General features: G+C 64.4%; 18 protein-coding genes. 2 read left to right on the forward strand and 16 right to left on the reverse strand.

Features of this window, described 5'->3' with window-relative positions; genetic code table 11:
- Positions 1-5 precede the first annotated feature (5 nt).
- The 6 genes from AB3X99_RS29160 to AB3X99_RS29185 all read right to left on the reverse strand — a co-directional run bounded on the left by AB3X99_RS29160 (position 6) and on the right by AB3X99_RS29185 (position 4497).
- Positions 6-1553: a transporter substrate-binding domain-containing protein gene (locus tag AB3X99_RS29160; protein WP_368618882.1), complete on the reverse strand. Its 1548-nt coding sequence runs from the start codon at positions 1551-1553 to the stop codon at positions 6-8.
- Positions 1554-1647: 94 nt separating this feature from the next.
- Positions 1648-2028, reverse strand: coding sequence for a hypothetical protein (locus AB3X99_RS29165; protein ID WP_069266608.1), 381 nt, complete (start codon positions 2026-2028; stop codon positions 1648-1650).
- Between the two features lie 109 nt (positions 2029-2137).
- Positions 2138-2539 (reverse strand): hypothetical protein, encoded by a 402-nt coding sequence (locus tag AB3X99_RS29170; protein ID WP_069266716.1) that lies wholly within the window; start codon positions 2537-2539, stop codon positions 2138-2140.
- Positions 2540-2656: 117 nt separating this feature from the next.
- Complete coding sequence (locus AB3X99_RS29175; protein WP_069266607.1) at positions 2657-2920, reverse strand: pentapeptide MXKDX repeat protein; 264 nt, start codon at positions 2918-2920, stop codon at positions 2657-2659.
- 105 nt (positions 2921-3025) lie between these two features.
- Positions 3026-3802 carry a molybdopterin-dependent oxidoreductase gene (locus AB3X99_RS29180; RefSeq protein ID WP_069266606.1) on the reverse strand — a complete coding sequence of 259 codons (777 nt, stop codon included), beginning with the start codon at positions 3800-3802 and terminating at the stop codon, positions 3026-3028.
- Between the two features lie 56 nt (positions 3803-3858).
- Positions 3859-4497: a cytochrome b/b6 domain-containing protein gene (locus AB3X99_RS29185; RefSeq protein ID WP_368618883.1), complete on the reverse strand. Its 639-nt coding sequence runs from the start codon at positions 4495-4497 to the stop codon at positions 3859-3861.
- A 420-nt stretch (positions 4498-4917) separates the two neighbouring features.
- Between AB3X99_RS29185 and AB3X99_RS29190 the strand changes: the two genes are divergently transcribed.
- Entirely contained in the window at positions 4918-5463 is a 546-nt protein-coding gene (locus AB3X99_RS29190) for a sigma-70 family RNA polymerase sigma factor (protein ID WP_069266604.1), read from the forward strand.
- A complete protein-coding gene (locus AB3X99_RS29195) occupies positions 5460-6101 on the forward strand; it encodes a DUF1109 domain-containing protein (protein WP_368618884.1) in 642 nt (213 codons plus the stop codon). Before AB3X99_RS29190 ends, AB3X99_RS29195 begins: the two co-directional genes overlap by 4 nt.
- Before the next feature lie 33 nt (positions 6102-6134).
- Here the strand turns inward: AB3X99_RS29195 and AB3X99_RS29200 are convergent, their stop codons facing one another.
- From AB3X99_RS29200 to AB3X99_RS29245, 10 genes are all read right to left on the reverse strand, one after another.
- On the reverse strand, positions 6135-7442 hold the full coding sequence (locus AB3X99_RS29200; RefSeq protein ID WP_368618885.1) for a chloride channel protein: 1308 nt from the start codon (positions 7440-7442) through the stop codon (positions 6135-6137).
- Positions 7443-7570: 128 nt separating this feature from the next.
- Positions 7571-8317 carry a glucose 1-dehydrogenase gene (locus AB3X99_RS29205; RefSeq protein ID WP_069266601.1) on the reverse strand — a complete coding sequence of 249 codons (747 nt, stop codon included), beginning with the start codon at positions 8315-8317 and terminating at the stop codon, positions 7571-7573.
- Between the two features lie 216 nt (positions 8318-8533).
- Positions 8534-9529, reverse strand: a complete 996-nt coding sequence (locus AB3X99_RS29210; protein WP_368618886.1) for an aldo/keto reductase — start codon at positions 9527-9529, stop codon at positions 8534-8536.
- 218 nt (positions 9530-9747) lie between these two features.
- The gene (locus AB3X99_RS29215) at positions 9748-10572 is read right to left on the reverse strand and encodes a hypothetical protein (RefSeq protein ID WP_368604402.1); all 825 of its coding nucleotides are present in this window, start codon (positions 10570-10572) and stop codon (positions 9748-9750) included.
- A 136-nt stretch (positions 10573-10708) separates the two neighbouring features.
- Positions 10709-11002: a gamma-butyrobetaine hydroxylase-like domain-containing protein gene (locus AB3X99_RS29220; protein ID WP_368618887.1), complete on the reverse strand. Its 294-nt coding sequence runs from the start codon at positions 11000-11002 to the stop codon at positions 10709-10711.
- Positions 10999-11994 carry a HEAT repeat domain-containing protein gene (locus AB3X99_RS29225; RefSeq protein ID WP_368618888.1) on the reverse strand — a complete coding sequence of 332 codons (996 nt, stop codon included), beginning with the start codon at positions 11992-11994 and terminating at the stop codon, positions 10999-11001. Before AB3X99_RS29225 ends, AB3X99_RS29220 begins: the two co-directional genes overlap by 4 nt.
- 34 nt (positions 11995-12028) lie before the next feature.
- Positions 12029-12799 (reverse strand): ABC transporter ATP-binding protein, encoded by a 771-nt coding sequence (locus AB3X99_RS29230; protein WP_368618923.1) that lies wholly within the window; start codon positions 12797-12799, stop codon positions 12029-12031.
- Between the two features lie 44 nt (positions 12800-12843).
- The gene (locus tag AB3X99_RS29235) at positions 12844-13704 is read right to left on the reverse strand and encodes an ABC transporter permease (protein ID WP_368618889.1); all 861 of its coding nucleotides are present in this window, start codon (positions 13702-13704) and stop codon (positions 12844-12846) included.
- Between the two features lie 49 nt (positions 13705-13753).
- The gene (locus AB3X99_RS29240) at positions 13754-15181 is read right to left on the reverse strand and encodes an ABC transporter substrate-binding protein (RefSeq protein WP_368618890.1); all 1428 of its coding nucleotides are present in this window, start codon (positions 15179-15181) and stop codon (positions 13754-13756) included.
- Between the two features lie 46 nt (positions 15182-15227).
- Positions 15228-15473 carry a ferredoxin family protein gene (locus tag AB3X99_RS29245; protein ID WP_069266595.1) on the reverse strand — a complete coding sequence of 82 codons (246 nt, stop codon included), beginning with the start codon at positions 15471-15473 and terminating at the stop codon, positions 15228-15230.
- Between the last annotated feature and the right edge of the window lie 2 nt (positions 15474-15475).

The following is a 15475-nucleotide window of genomic DNA, read 5'->3' on the forward strand; positions in this document are numbered from 1 at the left end:
CTGCCTCAGCCCTGCTTGCGCGCCTGCCCGATGACGCGTTCGCGTGCCGCCTGCGCTTGTTGTACGAGCCGGTAGGCGGCGTAGTACTTGTAGATATTGCGCACGTAAGTGGTCGTCTCGATCCCGATCTTCTCGCCGACCACGATCTCGACGTTGTTGAACCACTTGTCGGGCGAGAGCCCTCGGGCGGCCGCCTCCTTGCGCATCTTCGCGATCCTGGCCGGACCCGCGTTGTAGCTCGCAAACGCGAACAGGGCGCGGTCCGAGTCGGAAAAGTGCGCATCCGGGAAGTAGCGGGACATCAGGAGGTCCAGGTATTTCGCGCCGGCGTGGATGTTCGATTCTGTCACGCGGATGTCACCGACGGCCAGCTCCTTGCCGGTCGCCGGCATGAGCTGCATGATGCCGATCGCGCCAACGTGGCTGCGGGCGCTCTGGTCGAGCTGCGATTCCTGGAACCCTTGCGCGGCAAGCATCAATGGATCGAAGCGATATTGCGCGCCGTACTTCTCGAAGAGACCGACCGTTTGCGTGAAGCGCTTCAGTTCGGCGTCCTCCGTATTGCTGGTGATCTGCTTGACGCGCTGCAGTTCCTGCTGCAGACGCACTTCCGCCACGCTCTGCTTTTTCACGTAGCCAACGTAGAAGTCGGTGATGGCCTGCTGGAGTTTCGGACTCTGCTTGCGGATCGCCCAGCCGATATAGCCGGCGTCACGCACGGCCATGTCGTCATGCACCACGATGCCCGGCAGCACCTGCGCCCAGAATTTCGCCTTCCAGTCGTCGACGACGAGAATCTGGACCAGCCCGACATTGAGCATCTCCATGGCGTCCTCGTCCTCGAGCGCATCGGGCAGCAATACCAGCTTTATCGGCGGTTTGCCTTCTTTTTTGAAGCGCGCGTTCAGGGCGGTCAGACTCTCGAAGTAGCTGCTGCTCGCACGCACGTGCACGGTCTTGCCGCTCAGGTCGTCGAGTTTGGTGAGCGCGGGCGATTTCGGACCGGTGACGACCAGCTCGCGAACCGGCTTGCGGTCGCGCGGCGCGACGAAGTCGACCTGCTTGAGCCGCGTTTCGGTGACGGTCAGATTGCCGGCGGCAATGTCTCCTTTCCCGGCCAGCAGAGCGGGAAGGAGCTGGTCGCGCGTCGTCGGGATGATCACGAGCGTCAAGGGACGCTTGCCGAGGCTGCTCTGGTACGTCTTGTTCAGGTAGCGCTCGAAGTCGCGCATGAGCCCGGCGGTCAGCCCGCGCTCATGACCGAGCTCGTTGAAATAGAGCGTCCTGCTGTATGGCACCAGCACGCGGATCAGCCTGCGGTCGAGCATGGCATCGAAATCGCCGAACTTCGGCTGGATGGCGAGGTTGAGCCGGCGCGTCGTGGTGGAGGTGGGGGCCGCAGGGGGCGATGGCGCACTGGCTGGTGCAGCCGTCGCGGCCTGTGACGCCGCGGCTTGCGCAGGCGTTCCCTGGGCAGCGAGGCAGCCTGTCGGCCGGCTGGCAATACTCGTCCCGAAAGCCAGGATGATCAGCAACGTATGAACAATGCGCATGGTGCCAGGGCCGAGTGTGACGCGCCCTCCCATCATGTCACAACCGCACGATCTGGCTATGGGCCCATGGTCCTATAGCGAAAACGAACAGCCGCTACTTTGGCGATGTCATGACGTCACAGCCGCCGTGCGTGCCAGCGCCTTTCAGGGTGAGCGTAAGCCGGCTGCCCCGGTTCGCCGTGATGATCTGCCCATAGCTCACCGTGGGAATGAACTGGATATCCGGCGCGACCGCTACAGGGGGATTCCTTGCGCCGTCGACGGTCAAGTCGAGTTCCACGGTGACCGTGTCGATTGCGACGCCCATATCCTGCTTGCGCTCGGCCTGTTCCTTCCTGAAATTGCACAGGCCCGTGAGGACCTGCTCGAGGGCGGTCGGAATATCGACCGGCTTGCCCGGTGGGATGGGCGGCGTGTTGCAGCCGACGATCGTGAATGGCAAAGCGCAAAGGACCACGTATCGGCAGGCGCGCATTGGGTTCCCCTTCGATGAGCCAAAGGACGGCTTTGTCGAAGGGTGCCATGCGTGGATGCGCAGTCAATCGGACCTATGGCCTATGCGGAAGCCCGCTTCGCCTCGTGAATCACCCGGTCAGGCGCGTCCATAGCGTTCGTATGCGGCGCGCGCGCTCGTCAAACAGATACGACGCTGCGAGCGCGATCAGGCCAGCGACGACCCCCGTCGCAATGTGTTCGAGAACATGAATGCGATAGTGACTCGTGTGTGCGTAGGCATCGCCGATGATGGTCAGGCAGCCCACCAGCAGCGCGTTGCCATAGCGATTCGCGTACCACTTCGTTGCTGGCGTGAAGGTGAGAAGCACCGCCAGCGCGCCGGTGAACAGTCCTGTTTTGAATGCAATGGTCCAATGGGGCAGGCTCATGATGTTGCCCCAGCTCCCCGGCATGCAGGTCATGCATGCGCTGGTTGGCTGCCAGAAGCGCTGAATGAACAATTTCAGGCGGCGTTGCCATTCGCTTCCCATCACGTACTCCCAGTGCAGGGTGTGCGGCCCCGCGGAAATCGTGCATCGCTTGCGCATTGTGCTGGGGCGCACGCGATGCGCTCCTGGCAAGCGATGCCGGGAGCGCGTTACGACGGTTCAGTGCGCCATGGCGCCCGATGCCGGATGATCCATGCCCATGGCGTCGGGCTTCATCGGCTTTTTCATCTGATCATGGCTCATCGCGCCGCCTTTGCTCATTGTATCGTGCGCCATGGCGCCTTTGCCCATGGCGTCCTTCTGCATCGAGTCCTTCGACATGGCGTCGTTCGACATCGCGCCGCTTGCCTGCGCGAATGCTCCCGCGCTCATGCTCAACAGGGCGGCCGAGATGGCGATGGCTGCGAATCGGATCGTGTTCATTTGCATTGCTCCTTGCTGGGTGGAAAAAAACGTTGCCCCTTTTGCGGGCGGAAGTGAAACAGAACCGTCGCATGAAGTGGCGTATCAGGCGGCGGCCGGAAGACGTCACGAACCGCCGAACCAGTTGTAGCCCTGGTCGACCCAGTAGCCGCCTGGATACGTATTCGTGACGAAAATCTCGACGATGTGCTTGGGGTTCTTGTAGCCGAGCTTCGTCGGCATGCGCAGCTTCATCGGATAGCCATATTTCGCCGGCAGGCGCTCGCCGTCGTAGTCGAAAGCGAGCAAGGTTTGCGGATGCAGCGCCGTGGCCATGTCGATGCTTTCGTAGTAGTTGTCGGCGCAGCGAAAGCCCACGTATTGCGCGGTGAGATCCGCATCGACCCGGCGCAGGAAATGCGCGAATGGCGTGCCGCCCCAGCGGCCTATCGCGCTCCAGCCTTCGACACAGATGTGCCGTGTGATCTGCTCGGCGTGCGGCAGCGCGTACAACTCGGGCAGCGTCCAGACGCGCTGGCCCTTGACGAGCCCGCTGAGCCTGAGCCGATAGTCGTCGCCATCGACCACGGGCGCTTCGCTTTCGCTATAGAACGCGTTGAAGGGGAAGGGGCGCGTGATCTGGGCTTCGCTGTACGTGGGTGCGAGCCCGGTCGGGTCGAACAGCCATGCCTGCACGCGATCGTTGAGCCGGGAAACGGCGGTGAGGAACGTGTTGACCGAGGCGTCGTCGGTAATCGTGCAGCCTGTCAGCAGCGAGAGGCCGCCGAGCGTGAGCATGCGCTTGCCGAACAGGCGCCGTGACGGCATGTCGAGTTCGCGCCGTGCATCGGCAAGAATCGCTGCGCGGTCGATTGCGATGATCTTGCGGTCGGTCGTGTTCATCTGGAATCCTTATCGATATCGAAGGACGGTGATTCAAACAGGATTGGGCGGCGCGTTCAGCGTCCGCGCAGCATGGTGAGCAGCGAGCGCGGCACGAGCGCGACCATCGTCACGTGAACGAGCACGAACGCCGCAAGCACGGACATCGCGCAAAAGTGCACGACGCGCGCGCGGTCGTATCCGCCCATCGACTCGCGCAGCAGCGGAAACTGCACCGACTTCCAGATCGCAAGGCCCGACAGCACGAGGACGACGAGATCGGCGATCGCAATCAGGTAGGCGAGCTTCTGCACGGCGTTGTACTGGCTTAGGTCAGCGTGAGAAAGCCGGCCCATGAGCGCGGCGCGCAGATCGTGCAGCACGGCGCGCGGGCTCAGCGGGAAGAACTTCGTGCGCCAGCGGCCGGTGGCGAGATTCATGGCGAGATAGACGAGGCCGTTGAAAAACAGCAGCCACATTGCCGCGAAATGCCATTGCAGTGCGCCGCCGAGCCAGCCGCCGAGCGTGATCGAGGTGGGAATGACGAAGCCCGCGAACACGGGAGACGCATCGTAAATGCGCCAGCCGGAGAACATCATGACGAGCGCCGCAAGCGCGTTGAGCCAATGCGTGACGCGCAGCCAGAGCGGCTGGATGGCGCGTGGGCGGCGCACGCTGGCTTCGAGTGCGGGCGGTTCACCGATCGACGTGTGCATGGCGATTCCTCGTTAGCGCAGAGTTGACAGTGAATTCGCTGTGGCGCGCGCGCCGGTTACAGCGCGTCGGGAAAAAATCGCGAGACCGGGGGGCGGCTAAAAATAAGTCGCCGAGGCTGTAACCCAACTGGCGCGGCGAACGAACTACCCGCAACGGGCGCACGCGCTCGCGCCAAGCGAAAGAGGCACAAGGTGGGTTTGACTAGCACATGGGCGACGATGACGGAAGGGGCGACGCCCGGCGCGCGCGCCGGGGCAGCGCATGCCGTTGCGGGGCGCGAAGCGTTCGGCTACGCTCACGCGAACGGGCGCGAATATGGCGGTGCTCGTAATAATTTTGAAAGCTCTCCTTCGCAAGACCAGGCGAGCGCCATGCCCGCAAGCCCGCTAACCTACCGTCGCGATCATCCAGGACGACCTTTGCACACCGCGGAAACCCGTCTCAAAGCGCTTTTCGTCAGCGGCCTGGAAGGCGACGCGCAAGCGTATCGCGACTTCCTCGAGGAACTCACGCGCCATTTGCGCGGCTACCTGCGCCGGCGCATCCCGCAGTTGCGCGACGACGTCGAGGACCTCGTACAGGAGATCCTGCTGGCGGTCCACAACGCGCGTCACACATGGCGCCCCGACGAACCGCTCACGGCCTGGGTGCACGCGATCGCCCGCTACAAGCTGATGGACTTTTTCCGCTCGCGCGCACGCCGCGACGTGCTCAACGATCCGCTCGAAGATCACACCGATCTCTTCGCCGCGCCCGACGACGAACCCGCGCAGGCGCGCCGAGATATCGGCAAGCTGCTCGAGCAATTGCCCGACAAGCAGCGCCTGCCTATCGTCCACGTGAAGCTCGAAGGGCTTTCGGTCGTGGAGACGGCGAAGCTTACGGGGCTCTCCGAATCGGCGGTCAAGGTGGGCATTCATCGCGGTTTGAAGGCGCTTGCCACGCGCATCAGGGGAGCGCGATGAAAACCGACGATCTGATCAACCTGCTCGCCGCCGGCGATGCGCGCGTGGACCGCAAAGCTGTGCTGCGCCGCTTCGCGCGGGCGCTGGCGCTCGGTTTTGCGGGCTCGGTCGTGCTGATGAGCGTGGTGTTCGGCGTGCGGCACGATCTCATGAGTGTCATGCACACGCCGATCTTCTGGGGGAAGCTCGCGTTCCCGTTGTGTGTCGCGGCCGCTGCCGCGCTCGCGGTCAGCCGCCTCGGGCGGCCGGGCCGGCGCGGCGGCTATGCGTGGGCGCTGGTCGCGCTGCCGTTCGTCGCCGTGCTGGCGGGCGCGTGGCTCGCACTGGGCGACGCGGCGCCCGCGCAACGCATACCGCTCGTGATGGGCCTCACATGGCGCACGTGCCCGTTCAATATCGTGCTGCTTTCGGTGCCCACGTTTGTGGCCGTCTTCTGGGCCGTGCGCGGTCTCGCGCCCACCCGCCTGCGCGCAGCGGGCGCGGCAGCCGGGCTTTTTGCGAGCGCGCTCGCGACCATTGCGTATTGCCTCCATTGCCCGGAAATGAGCCCGGCGTTCTGGAGCGTCTGGTACGTGATCGGCATGTTGCTGCCCGCCGGCATTGGCGCGTGGCTGGGGCCGCGGTTGCTGCGCTGGTAACGGCGCGTGAGGATCGACGCGCGTGAGCGCGCGTCACTGCTTCAGGAAGCGTTGCGCCAGGGCTTCGTACAGCGGCGGCGCGAACAGCTTCGAGACCTGGCTCGACACGAGCGCCGTTGCCATCAACGAGATCACGAGCGCGTGCCCGTCGATCATTTCGATGACGATGACAAACGCCGTGATCGGGCTCTGCGTGACGGCGGCCAGATAGCCGACCATGCCGAGCGCGATCAGCATCGGCAACTGCATCTGCCCGAACACCATGTGCAGCACGTTGCCGATGCCTGCGCCGATCGCCAGCGACGGCGCAAAGAGGCCGCCCGGCGTGCCCGGCAGGTACGAGCCCACCATCGAGGCCATTTTCAGCACGGGATAGGCGACGCCGAGCTGTGAATGACCCTCGAGCATGCCGCGCGCTTGCGCATAGCCGCTGCCGAACAGATTGCCGCCGCTCGCCACGCCAATCACGGCGATGAATAAACCGCACACGGCGCCGAACGTCACGGGCCGTTCCTTTCGGAGAGCGAACAAACGGGCCGGCATCCATCGTTCGGTGTTGAGCAGCAGCCAGCAAAACACGCCGCCTGCGAGGCCCGTGATCACGCCGACGAGGATGACGGCGACGGCGAGCAGATCGGGCATATGACTGCCGATGGCGATCGTGCCGAAATAGACATAGTTGCCTTGCAGCGCGAGTGAGACGATGCCCGAGAAGATGATCGCCGTGATGATCACGCCGCTCGTTCGTGCTTCGAAGCTGCGCGTGAGTTCCTCGATGGCGAAGACCACGCCCGCGAGCGGTGCATTAAATGCGGCAGAAAGGCCCGCGGCGGACCCGGCGAGCGCGAGCTTGTATTCGAGGCCGACGCCGTACATGCTGCGCAGTCGCGCCGGATAGAAACGCCGGAGGCTGTACATGAGCGCCGCGCCCACGTGGATAGTCGGCCCTTCGCGGCCAATCGTGAATCCGCCGACAATGGCGAGAAACGACAGGGCGATCTTGCCGATCAGGATGCGCACCGTGAGCAGGCGCGGGCCGAATTTGCGCACGTCGTGCAGCGTTGCGATGACTTGCGGGATGCCGCTGCCCTCCGAACCCGGAAACCAGCGGCGCGTGGCCCATACGCAGAACGCACCGATGGCCGGCGTGATGACGAGTGGCAGCCACCGGTTGTGGCCTGTCATCTGCACAAAGAGCGAGTAACCGAAGTCGACGAGCCGCGCGTACATGACCGCGACCAGTCCCGTCGCGATGGCGCCGAGCCAGAACACGCCGAAATACAGCCAACGCCGCCGGCTGCGCAGAATCGTGCGGCTGTCTACAAGGTCGGAAACTCGCATGAGGCGGCTTGGCCAAACTCCTCTTTCCGAAGCGTTGCCGGTCGTGCCGCCACCCGGGCGGCACGACCGATCTTCAGGAGATTAGCACGCACGCGTTTTTTCGCGCCAGCCAGTTTCACCCACCTGCCTTAGCGCAGGCCCCCGCTGGCGACGATATGCTCGCCCGTCAACCATTTGGCGTCGTCCGATGCGAGGAACACGACGGCCGAGGCGATATCGTCCGGCTGACCGATGCGTCCGAGCGGCGTCTGGCTGACCGTCTGGCTTTCGAAATCCGATCCGATGACGCCGATCGCGTGTGCGCCTTCTGTCTCGATGATGCCGGGATTGATCGCATTCACGCGGATCTTGCGCGGTCCCAGTTCGCGTGCCAGCACGCCCGTGATCGCATCCACCGCGCCCTTCGTGCCGCTATAGACAGCCGTTCCCGGTGGCGTGACCGTCGTCACGACCGAACTCACGTTGACGATGCTCGCACCCTCGCCAAGATGCTTCACGGCCGCCTGCGTGGTGAGCAGCACGCCGAGCACGTTGATGTCGAACTGCTTGCGGTATTGCGCCTCCGTGAACTCTTCGATTGGCGCGAACTCGTAGACGCCCGAGTTGTTGACAAGGATGTCGAGGCGACCGTAAGTTTCGACGGCCGTGCTGATGATGCCTTGTGCGTCGGACGCCTTCGACACGTCGCCGCCGACGGAAACCGCCTTGCCGCCCGCGGCCGTAATCGCGCTCACGACCGCATCGGCGCCCGCCTTGCTGCTCGCGTAGTTCACGACCACCGAAGCGCCTTCGGCCGCGAGGGCCTTGGCGATCGCAGCGCCAATGCCTTTCGACGCGCCCGTGACGACTGCCACCTTGCCTGCAAGTTTGCCCATCATGTTCTCCTTACCGTATGTCGCAGCATCGAATGGAACCGGCGTCCTGGCTTGAATGAAGCCATCGGCCGGCGACTATTGCGAATCTAAAGGTCCGCGCCGCCGCGATAAAGCGGCCTGGCGCGAATTGACTGGCAGGATCAGCCGAACAATCGGGGCGGAGCAAAATCGGGTAAGCGGGCGCAGAAATTCCTGCGGCCTCGACCGCAAGGGCTTTTACCAGCGCTGGTGGACGTGCGGCGCTATATATTGTTCGTAAACGTCCCGCACGCGTTGCATCGCCGCGTCGGAGAGCGGCGCGAGGTTTGCCGCCGAGACGTTCGACGCCGCCTGGGCCGCGTTCTTGCTGCCCGGAATGATGACGGAGACAGCGTCTTCCATGAGTATCCAGCGCAGGGCGAGCTGTGCCATCGAGGCGTCCACGGGTACCAGGCCGCGCAGTTCATCGACCGCCTTCAAGGCGACGTCGTACGGCACGCCCGAGAACGTTTCGCCTACGTCGAATGCCTCGCCATGACGATTGAACGCACGGTGGTCGTCCGCCGCAAAAACGGAATCCGCGGACAATTTGCCGGTGAGCATGCCGCTCGCGAGCGGCACTCGCGCGATGACCGCAACATTCTTCTTTAGCGCCTCGCGGAAAAACAGGGCGGCAGGCCGTTGGCGGAACATGTTGTAGATGATCTGCACCGAGACCACATTGGGATATTCGATCGCCTTCAGCGCTTCCTCCACCTTTTCGACCGAAACGCCGTAAAAGCGGATTTTGCCGGCGGCGACGAAGCTGTCCATCGCGTCGAATACCTCGGGGCGGTAGTAGACCTCCGTCGGCGGGCAGTGCAATTGCACGAGGTCGAGCGTGTCGACACCCAGGTTCGAAAGACTCCGGTCGATGAAGCCTTCGAGTTCGCGCTTGTTCAGATAGCCGCTGGTCACATGCGGATCGAGCCGGCGTCCGAGTTTCGTCGCCACGATCGGGCGCTTGCCGCCGCGTTCGCGCAGCACGTCCCGGATAATGCGCTCCGAGCGGCCGTCGCCGTAGACGTCGGCGGTGTCGATGAACGTGACGCCGTTATCGAGCGCGGCGTTCAGCGCGGCTCTGGCGTCGTCTTCGCCGACGCTTCCCCACGAGCCGCCGATTGCCCATGCACCAAAGCCGATCTCGGACACGTTCCAGCCGGTCCGCCCAAATTTTCTCTTCGAAAGCGTCATTTGCGTGCTCCTCCTGTGGTTTGCGCAGTTGTCTGGCAGGCGTTGCAATCGCCTCTGCGCCCGTAGTGTAGCTGGCTGTCAGGAGCAGGTATCCAAGGCGCTGGAACTCAGGGCCACAATCGTGGGAAACCGCGTGTTCACCGCATCGATCGATTCTCAACGGTCCGAATAATCGAGGGGCGGGGCCGACGATCGCGCGCGCCGTCACTGCCTCGACTTCAAATCGGTTTTTCGATCGCTGCCTGGCCGTGCGGCGTCAGCGTTTGTTGCCCGTCCTTGTCGAAGCCGCTATAGGTCCAGTCCAGTTTGCCGGAAGTGGTGGCGACCGAGCGGGTCAGGCCGATGCCGTACTGAGTCAGATACGTTCGACGCGTCTTGTTCTGGACGATACCGTCCTTCGTCTGTTCGCAGTCCAGGTCGATCGCTTTGCCGGTGAACGCTGCATTGAACTGGGAAGCCGGATAGTAGCGGCTCGTGTGACAGGTCCACGTGAGCGCCCGGAAGTTGACGATCTGAACCGTCGTGCCGAACTTGAACGTCGTGGTATAGGTTTCGTCTTCCTGCGGCGCGTTGAACGCGAACTGATTGTTGTCGGCGTCGTGCGCGACGAAGGGGATGAACGCCGCCGTCTGCGCGTAGTTCGCCGTTTCCTCTTTCAGGCTGTAAATGTTGAGGTAAGAGAGGCTGAACGTTGCGGCGGCGGGCACACCATTCGCCGAGCTTTCATACACCTGCTGGACCATGCCCGTATCTTGTGCGTTGATCAGCACAGTCTTGAAGTCGCGCTCGATCCCCACCGTGCCAACATGGCCCGTTACCTTGCCGAGCACCGTCAAGACCTTGAAGGGCAGCACGTGCGTGCCCGGTGCCGGCATTTTCTCGCGAACGCTCGTGGGCAAGGAATCCACGGCAAAGTGCGCCGCGAGATAGCCGGGCTTGTCGTTGGCCATATCCTTGACCGGCACGAACTGAACACAACCTGACAATAGCGCAGCGGATGTGAAGGAAGTGCCGACGAGCAGGCGGGTCATTCTGTTTCGCATCTTTTTCTTCGATTCTTTGTCAACGGATCGGGCGCCCGTCAAACGAGCACGGCATGGCATGCTTATCGGCGCGATGCGAGCGTTCTTTAATCGGAGATCGAAGCGAGGCGGGTGGCTGCCAGCTTCAGGGCGCAAGCTAGCGGTCTTCGCCGCGCCCAAGCTGCTCGAGGTAGGTCCATGGATAGATGCCGCGTGCATGGCCGTCGCTGAACGCGAGTTGCACGCCGTAGCCCATCGGCTCGATGCCGATCAGCATCACATCCGCAGCGGCCGCGGGCGCGGCGCCGTCGAGCCGCACGCGCCGGCAGGCTGCGCACGGGCACGCCGCGCGCAGCCGGGCGTGCTTCAAAAGTTGTGTCTCGCCTGCCGGCCAGCGGAGCGTGAGCGCTCGCGCGACGGCGTCGTTGCGAACCTCGAGCGGCGTTTTCATGGCGCTGCGCCCGCGATCTGGCCGATAGCGATGCGCACGGCCTTGCGCACCTCGGGATCGCGGTCCTGCAGCGCGTTTTGCAGCGCGGGCAAAGACTCGCGCGTGCCCAGTTCGCCGAGCGTGAGCGCCGCTTCCTTGCGCAAGTTGCTGATCGAATGCGTGAGCAGCGTGGCGACGGCGGTGGCCGCTTGCGCATCGCGTAGCTGTCCGAGTGCGCGGGCCGCGCGCAGCCGGACCTGCCAGTAGGCGTCACCGAGCGCTTCGACAAGCGGTGCGAGTGCCGTTGCGGCACGCAGCTTGCCGAGCGTCGTCGCGGCTTCTTCGCGCACTTGCCAGGCGTCGTCGCGCAACGCCGTGAGCAGCGCGTCGAGCGTGGCCTGATCGTCCGGCGATGCGAAGCCGAGCGCGCCAACGGCGGCGCGGCGGACGTCGGGGTGCGCGTCGCCGGCGCCGAGCGCGGCGAGCGCCTTCAGCGCGCGTTCCTCCTTCAGCCAGCCGAGCACGGCGACGGCCTCGAGCCGCACGTCGGCCTCAGTGTCCGCAAGCGCATGCAGCGCGGGCTCGAAGGCATCCGCAAAGCGGAGTTCGCGCAGGCCGCGCAGCGCCGCGCGGCGCACGAACGGTTCGGGCCGCGCGGCCCACCGGCGCAGCACGTGGCCCGACGACTGCGCCTTCAATTCCGAAAGACTTTGCGCCGCGGCTTCGCGCACGTCGTCGTCGGTGTCGAGCAATGCTGCGCAGAGCGCTTCGACGACGTCGTCGTCTTCCCACGCGGCCAGCACGGCGGCGGCTTCGCGGCGCACGTCTGGAGCGGGATCGTCGCGCAGCGTGGCCACGAACGCGGGCAGCAGCGCTTCATCTTCGAGATCGGCGAGTTCGAAGAGCGCGATGCGGCGCACGGCGGGATCGGCGTCGGCGAGGCGCGCGAGCAGGGCGCTCGCTTCGGCGCTCGGGTGCTGCGGGTTCGGCAAGGTGGGAGCGGAAACGGTCATGGGAAGGGCAGTGATCTGGTGGGCGCTTGAGGGACTACGCCGCTTCGCGCAGAAACGCGAGGCAGCGGCGCTTGATGTCGATGAAGCCGGCTTCGGTCGTGCTCTCGTCGCTGCGTGGCCGCGCGAGCGGCACTGTGATATCGGCGACGAGGCGCGCGGGTCGTTGCGAGAGCATCAGGATGCGGTCGCCGAGAAACAGCGCTTCGTCGATGTCGTGCGTGACGAACACGACGGTCGTGCGTACCTGCGTCCAGATGTCGAGCAAAAGCGTTTGCATCATGCGGCGCGTTTGGGCGTCGAGTGCGCCGAAGGGCTCGTCCATCAACAAAATGCGCGGACGGTTGATCAGCACGCGCGCGATTTCCACACGCTGCTGCATGCCGCCCGACAGCTGCGCGGGATAGTGCGACTCGAATCCCGCGAGCCCCACCAGCGCGAGCAGTTCGGCCGCTTCGCGCCGACGCTCACTGGCGCCAACGCCCTTCATCTTCAGGCCGAAGGCCACGTTGTCGATCACACGCTTCCAGGGAAACAGCGTGTGCTGCTGGAATACGAGGCCGCGCTCCGGATGCGGGCGCTCGACCGCGAGACCGTCGACGGCGATTTCGCCCTGCGTGGACGGGACGTGCCCCGCGATGGCGCCGAGCAGCGTGGACTTTCCGCAGCCGGACGGCCCAAGCACGCACACGAACTCGGCGGGCGCGATCTCGACGTTCAGTGAGTCGAGCGCGGCGAAGCGCGCGTGCGGCGGCCCGACCTCCACGGTCAGCGAACGCACGTTGATGTGCCCCGCCGCGTGGGACACCGGCGCCCTGGCGCGGGCTTCAGGATGGACGGCGGCAGGCGTGTTCACTGGCGCGCTCCCCGCAGGCGGTACCACGGCGTCAGTGCGGTGCCGATGCGTTTGACGAGGAGGCTGCTGCCCATGCCGAGCACGCCGATCAGGGCCATGCCGACCACGATATCCGCGTAGTTCTGGAGCGTATAGGATTCCCAGGTGAAATAGCCTATGCCGTACTGCCCGGCGATCATTTCCGCGGTTACGAGGCAGAACCACGCGGTGCCCATGCCGATGGAAAGACCCGTGAAGATCGCAGGCGCGGCACCCGGCAATACCACTTCTGTATAGAGCGACAGCGAGCCGGTGCCGAGACCCCGCGCGGTGGCGACGAGGCGGGGGTCGACGGCCTCCACGCCGTGGATCGTGTTCAGCAGGATCGGGAACAGCGCACCGATGAACGTGATGAACATCATGCTCAGTTCCGAAGAGGGAAACATCAGGATCGCGAGCGGAATCCACGCGACCGCCGGGATTGGCCGCAGCACTTCGAGCGGCGGCAGGAGCACATCTTCGAGTGCGCGATAGCGGCCGATCGCGAGTCCGAGCCCGACGCCGACCAGGGCCGCCGCGCAGAAGCCGGCCAGCACGCGCGTCAGACTCGCGGCGAGACGCATCGGCAGCTTCGGCGAATGGAGCAGCGCCCATAGCGCGGGAATGGCGTCGGCGGGCGAAGGGACATTCGCGAACGTGACGATGCCAAGCGAGAGCCGGAAATGAACGGCCAACTGCCAGGCAGCCACGAACAGCACGATCGAGCCGGCGCGCCATGCGCGGCGGCGTATCGGTGCGCTGCGCGCTGCGGCTGCAGTCAGTGCCGGTTCCCGGACGGCCTGGCGTTGCCGGGCTGCGAGGTCAAGCGTGGCAGACATGCGGACTCCTCATAAATGGCAAGTGAGCGGGCGGACAGAGCGCGACGCGTTAGCTCGAAGCGAGGGCCTGCTGGGCGCCCGTTTTTGCAGCGGCATAGTCGACGACCGCGCCCGACGTGTGCTGTGCGTAGGCATCCGCGCCTGTCTTCTGCAGGAACGCGGTGACGTCGCCATGCGCGTCGCGTACGTACCAGGCGTCGGAAGCGAAGAGCTTCTGTCCGCTGTCGTGGTCCTGCACGTAAACCGCGCGCACCTTGCTGCCGGACTGTTCGAGTTTCGCGAGCGCTGCGAACCCTTCCGCCGCGTTCGCATAGTTGCGCACGTGTGCCTCGTTGGCGACCCACACCTGTGTGACCGCGAGGAAATCACGAATGGGCTTGCCGGTCAGCGCGTCGTTCGCGGCGAGCGGCTGCCGAGCGTAGTTTTTCAGCGCGGCGTCATAGTCGAGTCCCGACTCCTTGAACGCCTCGCGGATGTAGCGGTCGTCGATGAAGGTGTTCGCATCGAGATTGACATCCGTTTTCTTGAGCAGCTTCAGCGTGTCGATGGCAGTCGCCACGGCCTGGCGGTACTCCGGCTTCCAGGTGAGATCGCGCGTTTGCAGGCCGAGCGGTCCATGATAGAGATAGTCGACGGGCGCCTCGATGCCCGTCACCTTCTCGATCAGCAAACTATATTTTTCGGGATCTTCCGCAATCAGGCGGTTCGCTTCGATTGCCGCGCGCAGATAGGCGACCACCACTTCCGGGTACTTCTGCGCATAAGCGGCATCGACGAGCGCGCCGTGAAAGGTGGGCGCACGGCTTTGGGCGCCGTCGTATATCTTGCGAGCGATGCCGCGGTACGGGAACAGGTCGGCGAACGGCACGAAGTCGGCGTGGGCGTCGATCTTGGCCGCCTTGAGGGCGCTCCCTGCCACTTCCGGCGCTTGCGTGATGATGTTCACGTCGGTATCCGGGTTCCAGCCTTGCGCTTTGATTGCGCGCAGCAGCATGCCGTGCGACGTCGAGGCGAACGGCACCGAGATCGTCTTGCCCTTGAGGTCGGCAATCGAATGCAGCGGCGAGTTGACGGGCACGACGATGCCGTTGCCGCTGCCATCGGTGCTGCCTTCGAGCACGGTGATGAAGAGGCTCTTTCGGCCCGCTTTCTGGAACGCCGCGCCATTGAGCGAGCCCGGGAAATCCGCCATGGCGCCGAAGTCGAGCTTGCCGGCCACCATTTCGTTCGTGAGCGGCGCGCCGGAAGTGAAGTCCTTCCACTGCACGTCGTAGGTGACGTTCGCGTATTTGCCGGTGTGGGGCAGATACTTGTCGAGCAAGTGCAATTCGCGGATCAGGAGGCCACCCGTCGCGCAGTTGATAGTGGTGTCCTGGGTGCCGATCGCGACGCGAATCGTCTCGGCGTGTACGGTGATCGCGGCGCTCAACAGTAGCGGGGCGGCGAAAAGGCGAAGAATCCGTTGGCGTGTTTTCATGATCTGTTTGGCGAGCAATACGGGTACCGTCGTGGGGTGACAGCGGTTAGCGCAACAGGTACGGAATGTCGACCTTGACTGCGCCGGTCGGGCAGTCGCGTTCGCAGGGCATGCAATACCAGCATTCGTCGAATTGCATATAGGCCTTACCCTTGCTCACATCGATTGCGAGCAGGTCGAGCGGGCACACATCCACGCAAACCGTGCAGCCTTTGTCGGCGATGCAGCGGTCTTCGTCGATCGTGACGGGCGCACTGCTGCGCTGGAAGATTTCGTGCGGCGTATAGGACATAT

This window comes from Paraburkholderia sp. BR10882 (assembly GCF_040948855.1).
GTDB classification, from domain to species: domain Bacteria; phylum Pseudomonadota; class Gammaproteobacteria; order Burkholderiales; family Burkholderiaceae; genus Paraburkholderia; species Paraburkholderia nodosa_A.